Source organism: Enterobacter sp. E1, from assembly GCF_016809815.1.
GTDB lineage: Bacteria > Pseudomonadota > Gammaproteobacteria > Enterobacterales > Enterobacteriaceae > Enterobacter > Enterobacter adelaidei.
The window spans coordinates 219815-240529 of the sequence record NZ_JAFBJM010000006.1; the positions used below are offsets into that span (position 1 = coordinate 219815).

The window sequence follows — 20715 nt, forward strand, 5'->3', positions numbered from 1 at the left end:
ACTCGCAGCCCGTTTTAGCCTGAGGGCAAGGAGCAAAGTGTGGCTGCGGTCATCCATAATGAGATGTTGGACGAGATTCTGGCGCAGGTTCGTCCGTTAATTGGAAAGGGGAAAGTTGCCGACTACATTCCGGCCCTTGCCTCGGTCAGCGGGAATAAACTTGGCATCGCTATCTGCACCCTGGACGGACAGCGATACCAGGCAGGCGATGCAACTGAACGTTTTTCCATTCAGTCCATTTCCAAAGTGCTGAGTCTGGTTGCAGCTATGCGCCAGTATGAAGGTGACGAGATCTGGCAGCGCGTGGGTAAAGATCCTTCCGGCCAGCCTTTTAACTCACTGCTGCAGCTTGAAATCGAACAGGGTAAACCGCGAAATCCCTTTATCAATGCCGGGGCTCTGGTGGTCTGCGACATGTTGCAAAGCCGCCTTAGCGCGCCGCGTCAGCGAATGCTTGAGATTGTTCGCCAGCTTTCAGGCGTAAACGATATCGCCTACGATCCGGTGGTGGCGCGCTCGGAATTTGAACACTCCGCCCGCAATGCCGCCATCGCCTGGCTGATGAAATCCTTCGGCAATTTCCATAATGACGTGGCGACTGTTCTGCAAAATTATTTCCATTACTGCGCCCTGAAAATGAGCTGCGTTGAGCTGGCTCAGACATTCCTGTTCCTGGCGCACCAGGGGCACGCTCCGCATCTTAACCAGCCGGTGGTTTCGCCTCTGCAGGCGCGTCAGATTAATGCGCTGATGGCAACCAGCGGGATGTATCAAAACGCTGGCGAGTTTGCCTGGCGCGTGGGCCTCCCGGCAAAATCGGGCGTTGGCGGCGGTGTGGTGGCAATTGTGCCTCATGAAATGGCGATTGCCGTCTGGAGCCCGGAGCTGGATGAAACGGGGAATTCACTTGCCGGTGTGGCGGTTCTGGAAAAACTGACCCAGCGTCTTGGGCGTTCCGTGTACTGATGCCTGACCTTGACCCTCTCTTTTCCCGCCTGGCGCGATCGACTTTTCGTTCGCGCTTTCGCTTAGGCGATAAGGAAAGACAGTACTGCTGGGACAAAGGTGCCGAAACCATCGATCGGCATGCCGCTGACTTTGTAGAAAAGCGCCTTGCTCCGGCCTTGCCGGTAAATGATGGCAAACAGACACCGATGCGTGGTCACCCGGTGTTTATTGCCCAACATGCTACGGCCACCTGTTGTCGGGGTTGTCTGGCAAAATGGCATAACATTCCGCAGGGTGTTCAGCTTACGGCGCAGCAACAGCATTATATCGTCAGCGTGATCCACCACTGGCTGGTGCTCCAGATGAACACCTAAATTTGACGAGTTATGATCCCGTTGTAATTGTGTTATAGATGCATCCTAAGTTAGTCCCGACTATGCTGACGACCGCAGTAATTGCCATAAGCAACATATGGAATGATATTTAATGCGTTCTGCTCTTACCGCTTTCAGGCTGTTCCAACCCGATACGCCGCTGCGAAATGCGTTGGCGATTTTTATTCTCACCACCTTATTCTATTTTGTGGGGGCGGAATTACGGCTGATTGAGGCTTTGTCGCTGTTTTGGCCGCTGAATGGCGTCATGGCGGGGATCTTTGCCCGTTATGTCTATCTGAATCGCCTGCATTATTACGCGGTGTCGTATGTTGCTATGCTGACGTACGACGCAGTGACGACCAACTGGGGAATGGCCTCAGTGGTGATTAATCTGTCTAATATGATCTTTATCGTTGTTGTCGCCGTGCTGGTTCAGCGCGACAGACGGTTAATGAAGAAAACCCCAGACCCGCTCAACGCGTTACGTCTGTTTAACTACTGCCTGATTGCCGCGCTGCTTTGTGCGTTGCTCGGTGCGGTGGGGTCAGTGGGGATTGATAGTCACACCTTCTGGCCGCTGTTTGCCGACTGGTTTAGCGAACAATTCTCAACCGGCGTGCTTGTTGTGCCTTGTATGCTCACGTTACGTATGCCCCTGCGTGAATTCAGGTTACGTCTTGAACAGCTCTTGCCGGTGATTGCCTTGATCGTCTCGGTGGTTGCATCGGTGGTGATTGGCGGGGCGGGGAGTCTCTCATTTCCTCTTCCTGCGCTTATCTGGTGTGCGGTTCGCTACTCATTGCCTGCGACCTGTCTGCTGACGTTTATCACGGGCGCGACTGAAATCATTCTGGTCGCCAACTCGATTATTAATATTGCCGTGGCGACGCCGTTTACGACGCCGATGATGTTTTCAGCCCGTCTGGGGATCGCCACAATGGCAATCTGCCCGGTGATGGTATCCGTCAGCATGGCAGCGATTAATTCCCTGATTCGCCAGGTTTCTCTCAGGGCGGATTACGACTTTTTAACGCAGGTTTACTCGCGTTCCGGCCTTTATGAGGCGTTAAAGCGTGAAGAAACGCACCGCCATTCACGTTTTCTGACCGTCATGCTGCTGGATATTGATTACTTCAAAAGCATTAATGATAACTACGGCCATGAGTGCGGTGATCGTGTGCTCGCGTCGTTCGCCCAGCAGGTTCAGGAGGTCGTTGGTGAAGATGGGATGGTGGCGCGAATGGGCGGAGAAGAGTTCGCGGTGGTGGTAAATTCTGGCGACGCACAGAATGGTTTTGAACTGGCTGAGCGTATCCGGTCCACTGTTTCCAGTCACCCTTTTACATGGCGTCAGCAAGCGCTCCATCTGACGGTCAGTATTGGCCTGGGGAGTGGCAAGGCTGAGTCATGGCAGTTGACTGAGGTCTTCAACAAACTGATGGCCGAAGCGGACGATCATCTCTATCGTTCAAAAAAAGCGGGTCGAAATCGTACCAGCGCCCGGGTGTCGGACGAGCAAATTGCCGCGACCTCCGGGAGTGAAACATAGCTGCGTTAATCGTCATAAGGCATTGACGTGAATAGTAAGCGACTTAGCAGGATGTTAGAACACTGACAATGTCCCTGTTTAAGCTACGCTTTGAGTAACGCTTTACGTCAGGAGACATTATGAAAGCACCTGCAATCCCTGAAAATGAAACGGAACGTCTTAACTCACTGCGTGAGTCTGGTTTGCTCGAGATTGACGGTTCCCCATCGTTTGACCGCTTAACACGACTGGCAAAGCGATTCTTCCAGGTGCCGCTTGCGATGGTCAATCTTATTGATGAACATGCCCTGATCGTTAAATCAGCCGATGGGCAGGCACCCGGCAGTGTGCCACGTAACATCTCATTTTGTGGCCATACGATCCTTACCGAAGCGCCGCTGGTGGTGGGAGATATGCTACAGGACGATCGTTTTGCTGATAATCCGCTGGTGGCAGGCGAACCCGGTGTTCGTTTCTACGCGGGCTTCCCGCTGCGCCTGCGTGACGGCGCAAGCGTTGGTTCACTGTGCCTGATTGATTACGCTCCCCGGGAGTTTTCTGACGCCGACCTTGCTGTCCTGGGAGACCTTGGCGCACTGGCGGAAGATGAATTTGCTGCCATCAGCGCGGCGACCACGGATGAATTAACCGGGCTATTCAACCGTCGGGGTTTTAATCAACTCGTGCGTTTCACGCTTTCCGTTGCCCGGCGCCGGGCCGAGCCGCTGACGCTCGGCTGGCTGGATTTGGATCGCTTTAAGGAAATTAACGATCGCTTCGGGCATGAAGAGGGGGATAAGGCGCTGAAAGCCATGGCGCAACTGATGTGTGCTTCTTTCCGTGAAGCGGATCTGCTGGTTCGTTTTGGCGGGGACGAGTTCGCCGTGCTGTTTGCGGATACGGATGAGCAGGGCGCCTGGATTGCCATGCAGTACCTCGTCGAGCAGGTAGAAAACTATAACGCCCGCAAGTTACACCCTTGGTCGCTTCACTTCTCATGGGGGCTAAGTGAATTCGATCATAACGGCAACGACCTGCAGCAGTGGTTAAAAGATGCTGATGAAAAGATGTATGCCATGAAACAGCAGCGCCAGCGCGCCCGGTGACATAACAAAAGCCTATGTCCGATCCGTTTGCGTTAAGAAGATGTTAAATGCACAGTGAGCGTATTCAACGTAAGGAATAACAATGAATACCTCACTGCAAATCAAAAGCCTCACCCGCGAAGACATTCTCACCCATATTGATGCCCTGGCCGGGATCCTCGAAAACTGTGTCAACGGCGGCGCATCCGTCAGCTTTATGCTTCCCTTTAGTCTGGAGAAGGGCCGCTCTTTCTGGCGCGGTATTGCTGAAAGCGTAGGGCGCAATGAGCGCCTCGTGCTGGCCTGTGTCGACCCGCAGGACGGCATCATCGGAACGGTGCAGTTAATCACAGACCAGCCGGAAAACCAGCCGCATCGCGCCGATGTAGCGAAGCTGCTGGTTCATGAGAAAGCGCGTCGGAAAGGGGCCGCGATGGCGCTAATGGAAGCGCTTGAAGTTCAGGCCAGAGCCAGAGGCATTTCCGTGCTGGTGCTTGATACTTCCGCAGGCAGCGGCGCCGAGACGTTTTACCAGCGCGCTGGCTGGCAAAAGGTCGGCGAGATCCCACGCTATGCTCTTATGCCGGACGGTGCCATGACGGCCACGTCCGTGTTCTACAAGTTCCTGTAATTATTTTGCACAACTGCACCGGGATTGATCAAAACAGGGTTTCTGGTCGTCAGATTTTGATAAGTTATCGTACCAATCTTATCAGGCTGTATGACTAATTATAAAAGGAACCTAAAGTGGACACTCTCAACCGTCGTGATTTTCCCGGTGCGCAATATCCTGAACGTATCATTCAGTTTGGTGAAGGCAATTTCCTGCGTGCGTTCGTCGACTGGCAACTCGATTTGTTAAATGAACATACCGATCTTAACGCTGGTGTGGTTATCGTTCGTCCTATTCAAAGTGACTTCCCGCCGTCGCTTAGCACACAGGATGGCCTGTATACCACGATTATTCGTGGCCTGAATGCGCAGGGTGAGGCGGTGAGCGATGCCCGTCTTATCCGTTCCGTTAACCGGGAGATCAGCGTCTATAGCCAGTATGATGAGTTCCTGAAACTGGCTCACAACCCGGATATGCGCTTTGTTTTCTCGAATACCACCGAAGCCGGGATAAGTTATCACGCCGGTGACAGATTTGAAGATGCCCCCGCAGTGAGTTACCCGGCGAAGCTGACGCGACTGCTGTTTGAGCGTTTCAGTCACTTCAACGGCGCGCCAGACAAAGGCTGGATAATCATTCCCTGTGAATTGATTGACTACAACGGAGATGCACTTCGTGAACTGGTGTTGCGCTATGCGCAAGAGTGGGCGCTGCCTGCCGCTTTTATCCGCTGGCTGAACGAGGCCAACAGCTTCTGTTCGACGCTGGTCGACCGTATTGTGACCGGTTATCCGCGTGACGAAGTGGCCACGCTGGAAGCTGAGCTGGGTTATCACGATGGGTTCCTGGATACGGCTGAACATTTCTATTTATTTGTCATACAGGGACCGGCATCCCTTGCCCGTGAGCTTTGCCTGGATAAATACCCGCTAAATGTGCTGATTGTTGATGACATCAAGCCATACAAAGAGCGAAAAGTCGCGATTCTGAACGGTACACACACGGCGCTGGTGCCGGTGGCATTTCAGGCAGGGCTGGATACGGTAGGTGAGGCGATGAATGATAGCGACGTTTGCGCCTTCGTCGAGAAAGCGATTTATCAGGAAATTATTCCTGTTCTGGATCTACCGCGTGATGAACTGGAATCTTTCGCCAGCGCGGTAACAGGTCGGTTCCGTAATCCTTACATCAGGCATCAGTTGCTCTCTATTGCGCTCAACGGCATGACCAAATATCGCACTCGTATACTGCCGCAGCTGCTGGCAGGGCAGAAAGCGACAGGTAAATTACCTGCACGCCTGACATTTGCCTTAGCGGCACTGATGGCGTTCTATCGTGCAGAGCGTAACGGGGAACGCTATCCGGTGCAGGATGATGCACACTGGCTCGAACGTTATCAACAGCTGTGGGCGCAGCATCACGATAAGCAGATCAGTACCCGTGAGCTGGTGCAGGCGGTATTGAGCGTAAGTGAGCACTGGGAGCAGGATCTCACTCAGGTTCGTGGCCTCGTAGACCAGGTGACACTGGATCTTGATGCCATTTTGTTGAAAGGAATGCGCTCAGCGGTAAAACCGCTTTGCTAAGGACGTTACCCGGCTTCGGCCGGGTTTAATAACAACGCCATTTAGTTACAACATACTATTATGTCTGTTTTAAAATTCAGATGCAGCACCGTGCGGTTAAAGCTAAACAGGTGTAAAAATTCAATGTTCCATTAACATGCTTGCAACCGTGTGGGGGATCACGTTTAATAACCACGCTCTTTTCTTTTCTGAAACTCACTATGATTGTTCGTCCTAAGCAGCACTGGCTGCAAATGATTTTTGTCTGGCATGGCTCAGTACTGCCTAAAATCTATACCCGACTGTTACTTAACTTCCTGTTATCTATCGCCGTGATCGTGATGCTACCGTGGTATACCTCTCTCGGCATCAAATTTACGGTTGCGCCATTTAGCATTCTCGGCGTGGCGATCGCTATCTTTTTAGGTTTCAGAAACAACGCCTGTTATTCGCGCTACGTTGAAGCTCGCCTGCTTTGGGGGCAACTGATGATAGCGGCCCGCTCTCTGTTTCGCGAGGTAAAAAACACCCTACCAGACGATAAGTATCTGGGTGAATTTGTCCGCCTGCAGATTGCCTTCGCCAACTGTTTACGCATGACCCTGCGCCGGGAAATGAACGCCGGTCAGTTGTCTCGCTATCTTGCCGCAGATGATTTAAAAAAAGTGATGGAAGCCAACTCGCCGGCGAACCGTATTTTGCTGATCATGGGAGAGTGGTTGGCTGTTCGACGTCGTAACGGACAACTATCAGACATTCTTTTCCACAGTCTGAATAACCGTCTGAACGACATGTCCATCGTTCTGTCTGGGTGTGAGCGTATTGCGACGACTCCAGTGCCGTTTGCGTATACGTTAATTCTGCACCGTACGGTGTATCTGTTTTGCATCATGCTGCCGTTCGCGCTGGTTGTGGACCTGCATTACATGACGCCGTTTGTCTCTGCGCTGATTTCTTACACTTTCATCTCGCTGGATGCACTGGCGGAAGAACTGGAAGACCCGTTTGGTACAGAAAATAATGACCTGCCATTGGACGCCATCTGCAACATGATGGAACGCGATCTGCTGCAGATGAACGATGAAGAGACTATTCCTGACAGGCTGATGCCGGATAAACATTACCAGCTGACCTGACGGGCGTTCCACTCGTCGCGGGTGATCTCCCACAGCTCAGAATCCAGTATTCCGCTGACGTACGCTTTCTTTTCTGTCCTGATAAGCCGCATGCCGCTACTGTCCGAAATACGTCGGGAGCGGCTATTTGCAGCGGCTTTTGGCGCACGCAATACCGACTTGTTCAGTGTATTAAACCAATAATCCGTTGCTGCAATACTGGCCTCACGCATAAATCCCTGACCCTGAAACTCCGGAGCCAGCCAAAAACCACGGTTATTATCTTCGACATCGTAAAGGCAGATAATGCCCATCAGTTCATCGGGAACGTCGCGACGGCGGATGCTCCAGAACCAGGCAATTCCTTTTGCCATATCCGGCAGCGCCACATTATTGACATAGTTTTCCGCGCCGTTATCCGGGTAGGGCCAGGGTACAGAAGAGACCATATAGCGGACGATCTCCCAGCGCGGATAAAGCTTCTGTATCTGGACGGCATCTTCGGCAACCAACGGTTTTAGCAATAGGCGTTCTGTCGTGAGAGTCGGTATCGTCATCCGCGGATCTCCATATTTAAGCGTTATGCTTTTGTTTGGGTTCTGATATTTTCACTTCTATCACATTCTATTTGGTTGCGTTATAAGTAATTTACTACCAAAATTTTGCTTTGCATTCCGAACGGTTACAGTCAGATAGGTTGAGTTCAACTTATCCACACGCAAAAGGAGTATTGTATGGTTTTGCCTGGAATGAACCCTGAGAGAAATCTCCCCGGCTATGATTTTGCACGCATTGCAGGGCTTGGGGCTGCAGATTTTGATTTCAACGCGCTAGGTTCCGCTATGGACTGTAATCGCGAATTTGCTAAGGCCGGGATCATTTATTCTGACGGTGCTCAACGCTACCTGGTTCGATCTGGGCAACGTCATGCTAATGGGCAAAGTGGCATTGTAACCCATGTTATTGTAACTAAAGCAACATCCCAGCCATCCGCTTCTATCGTAGGTAAATCCTTGACTGATGCAGTGACATCCACATCCATGGGAACTGAGCTAGCATCAACAGTACTTTCATGTGGTGCGATGATCATTACTGGAGGCGTGATGCTTGCGGGCACTGCAGCAACACCTATTACCGCAGGAGGCAGTGGCGTCTTAGTGGCTATTGGCTACGCTGGTACCATCGCCACTGGGTTGCAATGTGTTAATGGTCTTTATCGTATCTATGATTTGGTTGAAAACGGTGGCGGAAATGTTGCCTGGCTCGATACGCAAGAATGGTACGTAGCAACCTCTACATCACTGGATTTAATTTCGTTAGCAAGTGCCGGAGGTGCATTAAAAGAAGCGATTACCACCTGGCGTGCAATGAAATCCATATCTTCTTTGAAAGCCACTGAGTGGTTGAAAAACTATCCTCGTCAGGATCGCGCTCGTTTGACCGAATTGATAATTCGCGCACAAAACCCGGGTATAAGTAACAAAGAGATTAAAGCTCTTATTCGCGCAGGTCTTTATCCGAAACGCTTTCCTACCGGACCGGTTCAGATAGAACTCACTCGACAACTTGGACAAGTGGTCACAAGTGCCGCGGCTCTGGCTGGGAGTGCAGTCAGTGGAGTTGTTGCAGCGCCCAGTAACATACCACGGACCGGTAAATACATTATCGGTACCATCCAGTCGCTGGCGGTATTCTGATGAGGTTTCTGAGTTTTTTAACCGGACGGGTTTTCCTGGATCTTCTGCAGCATGGCAGAGAGATAGAGGAAGCTATTGCTCGTCGTGATCCTCGTTTGTTGAACTATTCCACTCCCGAGATGGAACAGTATTTTTCTCGTCCCCTTAGCGAGTTGCCGCGTCAAAATCCTTACCCGGTAGCCACGTTGTTCCCTCTGTTTTTAGTGGTGTTTGCGTTTAACCTTTTGCCTTTTCTCCATACTATGCAGGGGTTATCTCCATTAAATCATGCACTGAGCTTTTTCGTACCATCATTAATAATGACAGGCGCGCTCATTGTTATAAGCGCGCTTCTGGCACGAGGGGCAACGTCGGGATTGCTGGGGTTTATGACGCTGTTCATAGTTATGCTGGTACTAACCCTCGTTCAGACGCTATATCTTCTGCTTTCCCATGACGGAAGTATTTGGCCACTAGTCATCGCATTCTCCGCACTGTTACTTTGTCGGGTAGTGATGAATAGCAGTGGTTTTGTGCTGTTTACGCTGTATTGTCGTACTCAGCGTCTTGCCAGGCTGGCACGTGAAATGCGGCTAAAAATCCGTTAAAGAGGTGTTGTGACGTTACCGAAAACTAAGTCGGGTTTTGATAATGGCGAACTCTTTGTAATACGAGGGAATACATGGCTGTCACGGTAAGAGCTTTACGCGCAGATGATTATTCTCAATGGCGTCCCCTGTGGGATGGCTATACCCATTTTTATGACTGCTTCCTCGAGGAGTCTGTGACCGCATCGACATGGGAAAGGGCGTTATCAGATCGTTCACAGATGTTCTGCCGCGTAGTAGAGAAGAACGAAAAGGTCATCGGTTTTGCGATGTGCATTCTGCACGAAGGAACCTGGTCGACAGCGCCCATTTGTTACCTGGAAGATCTGTTTGTCGATGCCACCGAGCGCGGGGCGGGAGCCGGAAAGGCGCTCATTGATGCTCTGATAGAGGAAGGCAAACGGGAAGGGTGGTCAAAACTATACTGGGTCACCCGGGAGAACAATCCGGCGCGTAAACTCTATGATAAATATGGTGAAGCTGACGATTACGTCCGCTATCGCCTCTCCCTGTAAATCTGTAACGCCTGTGTTTGTATCACACTGTATCAGCGCCCGGGATACATACACAGGCTTGCAATAAACCCGCTTTCGCACATATCCGCTATACATTGAGGTGTTGTTATATCCCCGTGAAATGTACTCAACCGGAGATACCAACATGTTCAGCAAACTCGCGTACTCAACCCTCGCACTGACCGTTTCTCTTGGCACGGTGATGTCCTGTCAGGCCGAAGCCACCGGCACAAACTTCGCGTCAGCTTTTGATCATCCACTGCAAATTAACGCCGGCGATCTGAATGTCGGTTATGTCGATATCGGCCCCAAAAATGGTCAACCGGTCATTTTATTACACGGCTGGCCTTACGATATTCACAGCTACGCCGAGGTAGCGCCTGCGCTGGCGGCCAAAGGCTACCGGGTGATTGTGCCTTCTCTGCGCGGCTACGGCACCACGCGCTTCCTGTCTGCAAAAACGCCACGCAACGGCCAGCCTTCGGCGATGGCGAAAGACATTGTTAACCTGATGGACGCTTTGAATATCAAACAGGCGGTGTTCGCGGGATACGACTGGGGTGCCCGTACGGCGGATATCGTTGCGGCGCTTTGGCCAGAGCGCGTTAAATCACTGGTGTCGGTGAGTGGATATCTCATCAGCAGCCAGCAGATTGGCAAACAACCGTTGCCGCCAAAAGCCGAACAGCAGTGGTGGTATCAGTTCTATTTCGCCACCGAGCGTGGTGCTGAAGGCTATGCCAAAAACACGCATGATTTCGCGCGCTTAATCTGGTCGCAGGCATCGCCTGACTGGAAATTTAGCGATGCAGCCTTTAACGCCAGCGCCAAATCCCTTGATAACCCGGATCACGTCGCAGTGACGCTCAGCAACTATCGCTGGCGTTTAGGGCTGGAAAAAGGGGAGCGTAAATACGACAGCTACGAGCAAAAACTGGCGACTTTGCCGAATATTACCGTCCCGACCATTACCATTGAAGGCGGAAATAACGGTGCGCCGCACCCGGCACCGCAGGCCTATGCAGGTAAATTTACCGGTAAATATGAGCACCGCACCTTCGGCGCAACCGTGGGGCACAACCCTCCTCAGGAAGATCCACAGGATTTCGTCAAGGCGGTTATCGACGCGGATAAGCTGTGATATGTGCTATTTTCAATACGTTACCCCTCAGTCAGGAGAGTTCGGTGGAGCATATTGATCATATCCTTGTCGTCGATGACGACAGGGATATTCGTGAACTGATTGTCGACTATCTCATTAAGTCCGGTTATCGCGCGACCGGTGCGGCAAACGGTAAAGAGATGCGTGCCGTGTTGGATAAACAGCATATCGACCTGGTAGTGCTGGATGTCATGATGCCCGGTGATGATGGACTCACCCTGTGCCGACAGCTTCGCAGCGGCAAACACAAAGATTTGCCCATCCTGATGCTGACGGCGCGCAGCGAAGAGACGGACAGGATCCTGGGACTGGAAATGGGGGCGGATGATTACGTTGTGAAGCCGTTTGTCGCCCGTGAGCTACTGGCACGTATCAAAGCAATTTTGCGGCGGTTTCGCACAATGCCGCCCAATTTACAGGTGACCGAGGCAGGACGACTGGTGATGTTTGGTGAATGGCAACTGGATACCGTCGCCCGCCACTTAATTGACCCGGAAGGGGTGATCGTGGCGCTCAGCGGGGCGGAGTATCGCCTGCTGCGCGTATTCCTCGACCATCCTCAACGTGTTCTCTCCCGGGATCAGTTACTCAACCTGACGCAAGGGCGAGACGCCGAACTGTTTGAACGTTCTATCGATTTGCTCGTAAGCCGGGTTCGCCAGCGTCTGAATGAAGATGCACGCACGCCTGCCTATATTAAAACCGTGCGCAGTGAAGGCTATGTTTTTACCATGCCCGTGACAATCAAAGAGGTTAATGAATGACGCTTTGGCCACGCTCACTGCTTGCCCGACTGCTGATCATTGTGCTTGCGGGTCTTTTGCTGGCCAACGCCCTGAGTATGACGCTGGTCATGGTTGAACGAATGCACAGTGCCCGCACGGTGATGCTCGGTAATCTGGAATACGATGTTGCAACCAGCGTGGCCATTTTAGACCGGTTACCCGCCAGTGAACGCGCGGCCTGGCTTCCGCGACTTGAACGGGGTAACTATCGTTATATCCTTGGTGCAGGTGAGCCTGGCGCCGCGCCGACGGATAAGCGTTCGCAGGATGCCATCCGAACGTTAAAAGAGACCCTCGCGGCTGACTATCCGCTCAGTTTTACCGCGGTTCCGGGTTCTGTTTCCCATATTCAGGCACATCTCACATTGCACGATGGCTCGCCGCTGACCATTGACCTGATCCCCCGAATGCCGCCGGTCGCAAGCTGGCTACCTGTTGTTCTCATCCTGCAACTTTTGCTCCTTGCTGCCTGCTCCTGGATCGCGGTACGACAGGTGATACGGCCTTTTTCACAATTTACCCATGCAGTAGATACGCTGGATCCTTCGGCAAATGCCCCCATGAAAGAGAAGGGACCGGTTGAAGTACAACGAGCAGCGCATGCCTTCAATGCAATGCAGGCTCGCATCCAGTCCTATATCAAAGACCGCGCGCAGATCCTTGCCTCCATTTCTCACGATCTCCAGACCCCAATAACACGCATGAAACTGCGTGTCGAAATGGCAGAACAACCTGAGCTTCGCGACAAGCTATTAAATGACCTTGATAACATGTCGCGTCTGGTGCGGGAGGGGATTGCATATGCCCGGTCATCAGAATCACTGGAAGAGACGTCGCTGAAACTGGAGTTGAACGCGTGGGTGAATAGCATAGCGTGCGATTATCAGGACATCGGTAAAAACGTGCAGTTTCAGGCAAGCGAGGCTCGTTTACCCGTTGTTACTCGCCCGCAGGCGCTTCGTCGGGTGATGACTAATTTGCTGGATAACGCTCTGAAATTCGGCGAGCGTGCCGTCATCGCTATAGATGATTCGTCTACCGAAGAGGTGGTCATTCACATCATGGACGGTGGGCCGGGAATACCCGAGGCCGAGCTCGCGGCCGTGTTGCAGCCTTTTTATCGGGTTGAAACATCGCGCAACCGTGACACCGGCGGAACCGGGCTTGGTCTGGCTATTGCCGCGCAGCTCACCGCCCAACTCGAAGGAAAGCTGAAGCTGGTAAACCGCGTAGAGGGAGGGCTCGACGTCTCAATTGCACTGCCTCGACGCTAATTGTACGGCTTTGTATCTCTCAGGGAGACAGATACAGAGCCAGACAAAACCCCAGGTTTTACACATATCCTGAACACATCGGTACGATGAAATAGCCTCACTGCAGCGTTGCAGCATCTGTCATGTGAGGTCACTATGTTTCTGATAATCGCTTTTTTAGGTGGGATGATAAGCCTGCTCAGTCCATGTACGCTCCCGGTTATTCCGCTCCTGTTCGCCGGTTTTCAGGGGCAACGACGACATATTCTGGCGCTCTTTGCGGGGATGATCGTGATGTTCACCCTGGTGGCGATGGCCGTCACCGTCGCCAGCGAGTGGATTGCAGAGGCAACCATTATCGGGCGCTGGGTCGCGCTTGTCATTCTGGCTATCGCCGCGCTGAGCTTAATCTCTCCATCCTTTGCCCGGCGTATTGCGCAGCCTGCCGTCAGCGTGGGAAATGCCCTCAATACCCGGAGCGGGCAAACGCGCGGTATAGCATCGGCTTTTCTGGCCGGACTAGCCGTGGGGTTGCTCTGGTCTCCCTGTGCCGGACCGATTCTGGGCGCCATTTTCAGCATTAATATTGCGGGGAATTCAGCCATTGCGACAGGGGCTCTGCTGGCCGCCTATGGCAGCGGATGCGCGCTGATGCTGGGATTGCTTATTATCGGCGGGCGAAAACTGATGGCACCGCTGAGAGCAAAGTCGGCGCTGATGGAGAGATTACGCCAGGCTGTGGGGGGCGTGATGCTAGCGGCTGTGGCTTTGAATGCAACAGGCGTAACATCCATATTGAAAGGCGCTAACGGCGTTGCCGACTATCTGGAAACATCGTTGCTGAATCTGGCAAAACCAGCAACCACACCGGTGAAGCTTCAGCCAGTCGTGATGGCGGAGCCCAGCAGTCAGTTACCTTCGTTAAGCGGTGGAACAGGGTGGATAAATGGTGACAGTGTCACGTCTGAATCGCTGCGCGGTAAGGTAGTGCTGATCGATTTCTGGACATGGGACTGTATCAACTGCCAGCATACGCTCCCGCATGTGCGTGACTGGGCGACAAAATACCAGTCACAGGGTCTGGTGGTGATTGGGGTTCACACGCCCGAATACCCCTGGGAAAAACCGCTTTCCTCGGTAAAAAATGCGGTGAATAAGTGGCAGTTGCCCTATCGGGTTGTGACCGATAACAACTATCAAATCTGGAATGCTTTCGGCAACCAGTACTGGCCCGCACATTACTATTTTGATGCGAAAGGGCAGTTACGCTACACCTCTTTTGGCGAAGGCAACTATGAACAGCAAGAGAAGGTCATTCAACAGCTGCTCAAAGAAGCCCGCTCATAAGCCATCAGGGTTGACGTTTAGCAACAATAAACAGCCGTGGAAAAGCCAGCAGTATCTGCCCGTTTTCCTGGAGCGGATACTGCTCTACCAGTAGTTCATGGTAGCGTTTCAGAAAATGTTTCTGCTCGCTCTCATTCAGCTCCTGCAGCCAGGGGCGCAAACCGGTGGCGCTGACCCAGTCAATAATGGCCTGGTGAGAGCTCATTTTATGAAAATACGTTGTCCGCCAGATATCTACGTCACAACCGGCTTCTGACAAAATATCAAAATAGGCATGTACGCCGGGCAACGGTTCACGACCACGATCGGGGTAATCTTGCTCCAGCGCCACTTCACGCATCGCCACATGGGTGGGTTCGAGCCAGTTGTCAGGCATCTGGATCGCCAGCACGCCATTTAACATAAGCAAAGAGACAAGGTGAGGCAGGAGATCGTAATGGTCAGGGATCCATTGCAGCGATGCATTAGCGTAAATCAGACTCAGCGGCTGGCCGGGCTTATACTGGCGAATATCGGCTTCAACAAAATGGCAGTCAGGTAACGCCTTGCGTGCTTCTTCCAGCATCGCAGGTGAATTATCAACCCCAGTGATATGTGCCGATGGCCAGCGATGCTGTAACAGGGCAGTACTGTTGCCTGGCCCGCAGCCCAGATCAACGATGGAGGTGACGTCATCCAGTGGAATTCTGGCGAGCAGTTCAGCGGCAGGACGCGTTCGTTCTGCACCATATTGCAGGTAAAGAGAAGGGTTCCAGTCAGCCATAGTCAGATCTCCGTTTTGCCTTTTTTTGCAAGAATAGCACAGGCAGACACCTGCACAGTGGCAGGTGTCATGACTCAGGCAAATTACAAAATGCCTTTCAGTGCAACATGGTAAAGCAGCATGATGGTTTTCCCATCGACAATCTTACCCGTTTCAATGCCCTGTAATGCTTCTTCCAGCGTCATTTCGAGTACATCGATATCTTCGCCCTCAGCCTTGATCCCACCGCCTGAGCTGGTTTTGTCTTTCGGATGGTACTCGGCAAGGTAAAAATAGAGTTTTTCCGTGACGGATCCCGGGCTCATATACGCTTCAAAGATTTTCTGCACGCATGAAACGCTAAACCCGGTTTCTTCTTCCGCTTCTGCTTTAATGCGGCTCTCTGGATCCATGTTATCGAGCAACCCGGCAGCAGCTTCGATCAAATCGTCCTCATGGCCGTTGATAAATACAGGAAAACGGAACTGGCGGGTCAGGATCACCGTCTTTTTCTCACGGTTGTAGAGCAGGATTGTCGCGCCGTTACCCCGGTCATAAACTTCACGGTTTTGCCGCTGCCATTCGCCATCACGGCGCTGCAGGTCAAAGGTATATTTTTTAAGGACATACCAGTTATTTGACAGCGTTTCACTGTCAATAATGCGTACATCTGCACGTTTTGATTGCACGATTGTTCCTCCTTACGTAGAGTAATCATCATAACCAGCATTATCGTGTAACTTCAAGATTAAACATGCAACACCAGGAATCCTAATGCTCACCAGTCAGCGAAAACAATTGATTATTGAAAAGCTCGAAGCCGAAGGGCAGGTTCAGTCGAAAGCACTCAGCATTCTCTTCGATGTCTCTGAAGACACTATACGGCGCGATCTACGTGAGCTGGCGGCAGAAGGGCGTTTACAGCGCGTTCACGGTGGCGCGCTACCGTCATCTTCCGCTATTGCTCCGTTCGCAGAACGTCAATTCGTTAAGATGGATGCGAAAAAAAAGGTGGCTCAAAAAGGTGCACAGCTCATCTCTTCGGGCCAGGTGGTGATCGTTGACGGTGGAACAACGACCGCCGAACTGATTACTTTTTTACCTCCTGACTTGCACATCACCGTGGTAACGCACAGCCCGAGTATCGCTCTGGGACTGGTTAATCATCCTTCTGTCGAGGTGATTCTGATTGGTGGCCGCCTGTATAAACACTCTATTGTTGCGGTCGGCGCGGGGGCCATTGAAGGTATCGAAAATATTCACGCAGATCTGTTCTTTATGGGAGTGACTGGCATCCACCCTGAGGCGGGACTGACGACCGGTGATTTTGAAGAAGCGTGCATCAAACGTGCATTTTCCGGCAGAGCCGCAGAGACGGTTGTCCTGGCCTCACCGGAAAAAATAAACACCGCGTCATCGTTTGTGATTGGCGATGTGTCTCTGGCGAATACCATCGTTATCGATGGCAATACCGATGAGGACTGGATCCGTGCGATATCGGAAAAAGGGGTATCTATCATTGCGTAAGTGAAGGGCTGGTCTATGCTAAAAAAGCGATCGGCCTTGATTTGGCTTTTTGAAAAATAACGATAATTCTCGCGTTTTCGGTGGCGAATATGAACAGGATTGTGCTCGCGCTTTTGACGTGTTTTCTCTTCTCTGTACTTGTGAATTCCCATGCAGCGGAACCTCGTCAGGAGCCCACTGAAAAGGAGCGCGCTCGCACGGTTTATATTTTCCATCAACCGATCGTCATGCTACAGGCAAAGTTCGGTCTTACCACGCCAGAAGAACGGGTGTTACGCATCCGCAATACGCTACGAAATTTCACTGAAGCTGATGTTCGCGAACCGCTAAAGATTGTGTCAGTAAATCGTTATAACCAGCCGGGACGGCTCATCGTGATGAACGGCAAACCGGTGATGCTACTGACAGCAGGCGATCTCGACGAGGGAGACGATCTTACGCTTGACCAGGCGGCGCAGCGCGTACTGGCGCGTATGGAAGCGCAACGCTCAGCCTTGAGCGATCAGTATAACAGCGGCTGGCTGGCGCTATCGGCGGTGAAGACCGTAGCGGGACTGCTGGCACTGGTGCTGTTCTGGTACGGCACATACCGTTCATGGCGCTGGATCAAACGTGTTTATCGCCGGCGTATTTTTGAGAATCGAAGCTGGATACCCCAGCGCTGGCGGCGGTTTATCGGTGCTATCGAAACGCGCCTGTATGCGTTGTTGATGATTTTACTGGGAATTGTCGCACTCTATGTCTGGCTGAGTTGGACCTTCAGCCTGTTCCCCTGGACGCGCGTCTGGGGAGAGTCTCTGGGAGAGTGGTCCGTACGCGTGGTACGCGATATCGCGCTGTCTATTGTCTCAGCGTTACCGGGCCTGTTGATTGTTCTGATCATCTTCCTTATTACCGCCTTCATTTTGAAGTTGTTAAAGATGGTACTCAATCAGGTGGAAGCAGGGCGTTTGCAACTGCCCGGTATCCATCCTGAAACAGTTGGTGCAACCCGCAAGCTGATTTCAGTCGTGGTGTGGCTCTTTGCGCTTTCGGCAGCTTATCCTTTTTTGCCCGGGGCCAATTCACTGGCTTTTAAAGGCATCAGTGTTTTCTTTGGCCTGATGCTCACGCTAGGCTCTGCCGGGGTGATGAACCATGCAATGAGTGGTCTGGTTTTGATTTACTCGCGTGCTCTCCGCAAAGGAGACATGATTCGGGTGGCAGATAACGAGGGGCTGGTAAGTGAAATTGGTATGCTTGCAACCAAAATTATCACCCGTGAAAACTACGTGGTTACCGTGCCGAACGCTGTCGTGGTAAGCGGTAAAATTACCAATTTGAGTGCGCAAAGTACAAACGGTGGCGTTAACCTGACTGTCGGCGTCACCATTGGTTACGACACGCCATGGCGTCAGGTTCATGCAATGTTGGAGCTGGCGGCCAAACGTGCCAAAGGAATCGATCTTTCACAGCCACCGTTGGTGCGACAGTTGAGTCTGATGGATTGGTACATTGCTTATGAATTACAGGTACGACTGCTGCCGGATGTGTCACTGGCAGATGGCCGTAACGAACTGCACAGCAATATTCAGGACGTCTTCAATGAATTTAACGTGCAGATCATGTCTCCGAATTTTGTATTGCAACCGGAAAACAGTGTGATGGTGCCAAAAGAGAACTGGTATAGCGCACCAGCGACGCCACCTGAAAACTGAAAATGATGAACAGCGTCTGGAAGGTACTTTCAGTGGGCTCAATGACCAGGGCAATGACAACAGATAATGTGTAGATTTCCCATGGATTCATATTTGTCTGGCCTGTTTTCAGAGGTCCGCTTTGTAGCTGAATTGAAATGTCCGCCTGTGGGTTATGTTTCAGCTTTTGCCGAAGATGTCCTGTCTCCGGGTCTGGAGTTGCTGCAGGGCTTCCAGCATGTCGTCCTGATTCAGGCTTCGCTGTGATTTCTTTCCGGGTTGTTTCTTTCGGCGGGATGTCTGTCCGTCAAGGGATGGCAGGGCCTGCGAGCGGGTGTTGTCCCGTTTGTCCTGAACCAGCTTAATCATCTCCAGGGCGCGTCCCAGTCGTTTGTTGTCGACTATGGCTCCCTGGTCCAGTTCTCCCAGCCGGTCGTAAGTGATAAAGGGCAGGGAAGTACCACCGGCACGGAGCTCGATAGTGCCATCCGGATACTGCCAGACATCGATGTATTTCCCCTGAAAACGACGGTTTTCTTCGTTATCTTCAAGCAGATAAAGCTTCTTATCATACTGTAAAGTCAGGTTTTTTGAGACCTTGCGCTGTTCACGCCAGGTAAATGTCGCCTGCAGGTTTTCACCGTTCTCCAGCGGGCGATGTACGTCAAAATCGTGACGGGGCAGCTTTGCGAAGCGGCGGTTGTAATCTGCCATAAACTCATCAGCAAAGGCGTTGGCAGCTTCAGGAGTACTGATACCGCGCAACCGCAGCTCCTTGACCAGGCGGTCCTGTAATGTCAGGTGGGCCCGCTCAACGCGGCCCTTGGCTGAACTCGTATTGGCGCAGATACCAGTAATGTTCAGCTCGTTCATTGCACGGCCAAACTGGGTCTGGCCATCGCCGCCGGTAGCCTGTTTGTTGTTGATCCTGAAGACACTGGCCTTGTCGCTGTAGAACGCCAGAGGCTTGCCGTATCGCTCCAGATAACCGCGAGTGGCTTCAAAATAGGTGAAAGTAGACTCAGAACTGACGAACAGAAGCTGCATCAGCCGGCTGGTTGCATCATCGACATAAACAAGGAGCGTACAGGCCGGGCCACGATCCTCGAACCAGCGATGGTCACTGCCATCAATCTGTATCAGCTCACCAGTACAGGCGCGTCGTGGGCGAGGCTGATGTACACGCGGCGGTCGTAGCTTACGGGGGATCCATAAACCGGCCCGGGTCATCAGCTTACGCACAGTCTCTTTAGCAAGGTACAAATCATGAACTTCAGCGAGCTTTTCGCAGGCTAATGTCGGACCAAAATCAGCGTAGCGTTCACGGATGATGTGCAATGCACGCTCAGCGAGGCCTGGCGTCAGTTGCCGGTTACCTGGCTGACCACGACGGCGGTTAACCAGCGACAGCGGTCCGTGTTCACGGTAGCGCTCAAGCAACCGGCGGCAGTGTCTGTCTGAGATCTCCAGCCGGCTGGCAGCAAGGCGCGTTGTCAGGCGTCGGTCAATCACATCCTGAAGGATCCTGAGTCGGTTCACATCGTTCATCGAGAAAAACTCCGTTCCGTATGCCGTCATGAGTCTCATCCTTTGGAAGCTGCGAGCGTTGTGGTGAGACTGTAGCGCGGACATGTCTATTTGGTCAGATACGGACATCTCAATTTAGCTACTACAATATTGGTGCGCATAATGTATATTATGTTAAATATGGTGGGTTTGCTCTTAAGTTCATGAGTCCCTCTCTTTCAGGAACTTACCGATGAATCAGTCAGTTGCCAAAGTTTAGTTGTGGACTTACGATGACTTCATAACGCAAAAATTACGGGGCATCCGCTAAGTTCATGGCATATACCATCTTACATTTATCGAGGAACAACCAGAGAACTCATCTCATAGTTGATGATGTGACTACCCTACCGGTCATGTTCGCCACAATTTATGGAATGAATGAACTGAGCAAGAAAAGCCTAGGGACTCAAGAAAACATTTTGTGTTCGCTGCGTTTCTTTTACGTCTATTACTATAAGAAGCATAAACAAACATTTGACTACGATTTCTATCGGTCTTGACCTGCCCCCAGGATTAGATACAACCTTCAGTTAGTAATGTCGGTTGGTTTTTCTTCATATTTCCTGTTTCGCCAGTCCGTTGCGAATTCAGCTGGTGTCTGGTAATCCAGCGATGAATGGGGAC

The 20715-nt window shown here is 51.8% G+C and carries 20 protein-coding genes; 16 read left to right on the forward strand and 4 right to left on the reverse strand.

The features are described from left to right. Nucleotides 1-39 precede the first annotated feature (39 nt). The 7 genes from glsB to JGF26_RS16740 all read left to right on the forward strand — a co-directional run bounded on the left by glsB (nucleotide 40) and on the right by JGF26_RS16740 (nucleotide 7252). Entirely contained in the window at nucleotides 40-966 is a 927-nt protein-coding gene (gene glsB, locus JGF26_RS16710) for a glutaminase B (protein ID WP_134708418.1), read from the forward strand. Beyond that, on the forward strand, nucleotides 966-1322 hold the full coding sequence (locus JGF26_RS16715) for a DUF4186 domain-containing protein (protein WP_049005509.1): 357 nt from the start codon (nucleotides 966-968) through the stop codon (nucleotides 1320-1322). Before glsB ends, JGF26_RS16715 begins: the two co-directional genes overlap by 1 nt. Nucleotides 1323-1434: 112 nt before the next feature. Continuing rightward, the gene (locus JGF26_RS16720; RefSeq protein ID WP_134708419.1) at nucleotides 1435-2874 is read left to right on the forward strand and encodes a GGDEF domain-containing protein; all 1440 of its coding nucleotides are present in this window, start codon (nucleotides 1435-1437) and stop codon (nucleotides 2872-2874) included. A gap of 119 nt (nucleotides 2875-2993) precedes the next feature. After that, entirely contained in the window at nucleotides 2994-3959 is a 966-nt protein-coding gene (locus tag JGF26_RS16725) for a sensor domain-containing diguanylate cyclase (RefSeq protein WP_134708420.1), read from the forward strand. Nucleotides 3960-4041: 82 nt separating this feature from the next. Next, nucleotides 4042-4569, forward strand: coding sequence for a GNAT family N-acetyltransferase (locus tag JGF26_RS16730; RefSeq protein ID WP_128347727.1), 528 nt, complete (start codon nucleotides 4042-4044; stop codon nucleotides 4567-4569). Between the two features lie 116 nt (nucleotides 4570-4685). Then, nucleotides 4686-6137: a tagaturonate reductase gene (locus tag JGF26_RS16735; protein WP_134708421.1), complete on the forward strand. Its 1452-nt coding sequence runs from the start codon at nucleotides 4686-4688 to the stop codon at nucleotides 6135-6137. Nucleotides 6138-6337: 200 nt separating this feature from the next. After that, nucleotides 6338-7252, forward strand: coding sequence for a bestrophin family protein (locus JGF26_RS16740; protein WP_238934275.1), 915 nt, complete (start codon nucleotides 6338-6340; stop codon nucleotides 7250-7252). Here the strand turns inward: JGF26_RS16740 and JGF26_RS16745 are convergent. Then, a complete protein-coding gene (locus tag JGF26_RS16745; protein ID WP_134708422.1) occupies nucleotides 7237-7788 on the reverse strand; it encodes a GNAT family N-acetyltransferase in 552 nt (183 codons plus the stop codon). The genes JGF26_RS16740 and JGF26_RS16745 overlap by 16 nt on opposite strands. 177 nt (nucleotides 7789-7965) lie before the next feature. Between JGF26_RS16745 and JGF26_RS16750 the strand changes: the two genes are divergently transcribed. The 7 genes from JGF26_RS16750 to JGF26_RS16780 all read left to right on the forward strand — a co-directional run bounded on the left by JGF26_RS16750 (nucleotide 7966) and on the right by JGF26_RS16780 (nucleotide 14577). After that, entirely contained in the window at nucleotides 7966-8928 is a 963-nt protein-coding gene (locus JGF26_RS16750; RefSeq protein ID WP_028017403.1) for a hypothetical protein, read from the forward strand. Further along, nucleotides 8928-9515 carry a hypothetical protein gene (locus JGF26_RS16755; protein WP_028017402.1) on the forward strand — a complete coding sequence of 196 codons (588 nt, stop codon included), beginning with the start codon at nucleotides 8928-8930 and terminating at the stop codon, nucleotides 9513-9515. The genes JGF26_RS16750 and JGF26_RS16755 overlap by 1 nt, the downstream gene beginning before the upstream one ends. A gap of 74 nt (nucleotides 9516-9589) precedes the next feature. Next, nucleotides 9590-10030, forward strand: a complete 441-nt coding sequence (locus JGF26_RS16760; RefSeq protein WP_028017401.1) for a GNAT family N-acetyltransferase — start codon at nucleotides 9590-9592, stop codon at nucleotides 10028-10030. Between the two features lie 145 nt (nucleotides 10031-10175). Further along, nucleotides 10176-11171: an alpha/beta hydrolase gene (locus tag JGF26_RS16765; RefSeq protein ID WP_028017400.1), complete on the forward strand. Its 996-nt coding sequence runs from the start codon at nucleotides 10176-10178 to the stop codon at nucleotides 11169-11171. Nucleotides 11172-11215: 44 nt separating this feature from the next. Then, a complete protein-coding gene (locus tag JGF26_RS16770; protein WP_128347722.1) occupies nucleotides 11216-11956 on the forward strand; it encodes a response regulator in 741 nt (246 codons plus the stop codon). Next, on the forward strand, nucleotides 11953-13251 hold the full coding sequence (locus tag JGF26_RS16775) for an ATP-binding protein (protein ID WP_134708423.1): 1299 nt from the start codon (nucleotides 11953-11955) through the stop codon (nucleotides 13249-13251). The genes JGF26_RS16770 and JGF26_RS16775 overlap by 4 nt, the downstream gene beginning before the upstream one ends. Nucleotides 13252-13386: 135 nt before the next feature. Beyond that, the gene (locus JGF26_RS16780; RefSeq protein WP_134708424.1) at nucleotides 13387-14577 is read left to right on the forward strand and encodes a cytochrome c biogenesis protein/redoxin; all 1191 of its coding nucleotides are present in this window, start codon (nucleotides 13387-13389) and stop codon (nucleotides 14575-14577) included. 4 nt (nucleotides 14578-14581) lie between these two features. Here the strand turns inward: JGF26_RS16780 and tam are convergent, their stop codons facing one another. Beyond that, the gene (gene tam, locus JGF26_RS16785; protein ID WP_134708425.1) at nucleotides 14582-15340 is read right to left on the reverse strand and encodes a trans-aconitate 2-methyltransferase; all 759 of its coding nucleotides are present in this window, start codon (nucleotides 15338-15340) and stop codon (nucleotides 14582-14584) included. An 83-nt stretch (nucleotides 15341-15423) separates the two neighbouring features. Further along, entirely contained in the window at nucleotides 15424-16008 is a 585-nt protein-coding gene (locus tag JGF26_RS16790) for an NUDIX domain-containing protein (RefSeq protein ID WP_049005520.1), read from the reverse strand. Between the two features lie 85 nt (nucleotides 16009-16093). Between JGF26_RS16790 and JGF26_RS16795 the strand changes: the two genes are divergently transcribed. Both JGF26_RS16795 and JGF26_RS16800 read left to right on the forward strand, forming a co-directional pair. After that, entirely contained in the window at nucleotides 16094-16846 is a 753-nt protein-coding gene (locus JGF26_RS16795) for a DeoR/GlpR family DNA-binding transcription regulator (protein WP_028017394.1), read from the forward strand. Between the two features lie 89 nt (nucleotides 16847-16935). Then, nucleotides 16936-18543 carry a mechanosensitive ion channel domain-containing protein gene (locus JGF26_RS16800; protein ID WP_134708426.1) on the forward strand — a complete coding sequence of 536 codons (1608 nt, stop codon included), beginning with the start codon at nucleotides 16936-16938 and terminating at the stop codon, nucleotides 18541-18543. A 159-nt stretch (nucleotides 18544-18702) separates the two neighbouring features. Here JGF26_RS16800 and JGF26_RS16805 read toward each other — a convergent pair whose 3' ends face one another. After that, nucleotides 18703-20100 carry an ISNCY family transposase gene (locus tag JGF26_RS16805; protein ID WP_134708427.1) on the reverse strand — a complete coding sequence of 466 codons (1398 nt, stop codon included), beginning with the start codon at nucleotides 20098-20100 and terminating at the stop codon, nucleotides 18703-18705. Nucleotides 20101-20715: the final 615 nt, after the last annotated feature.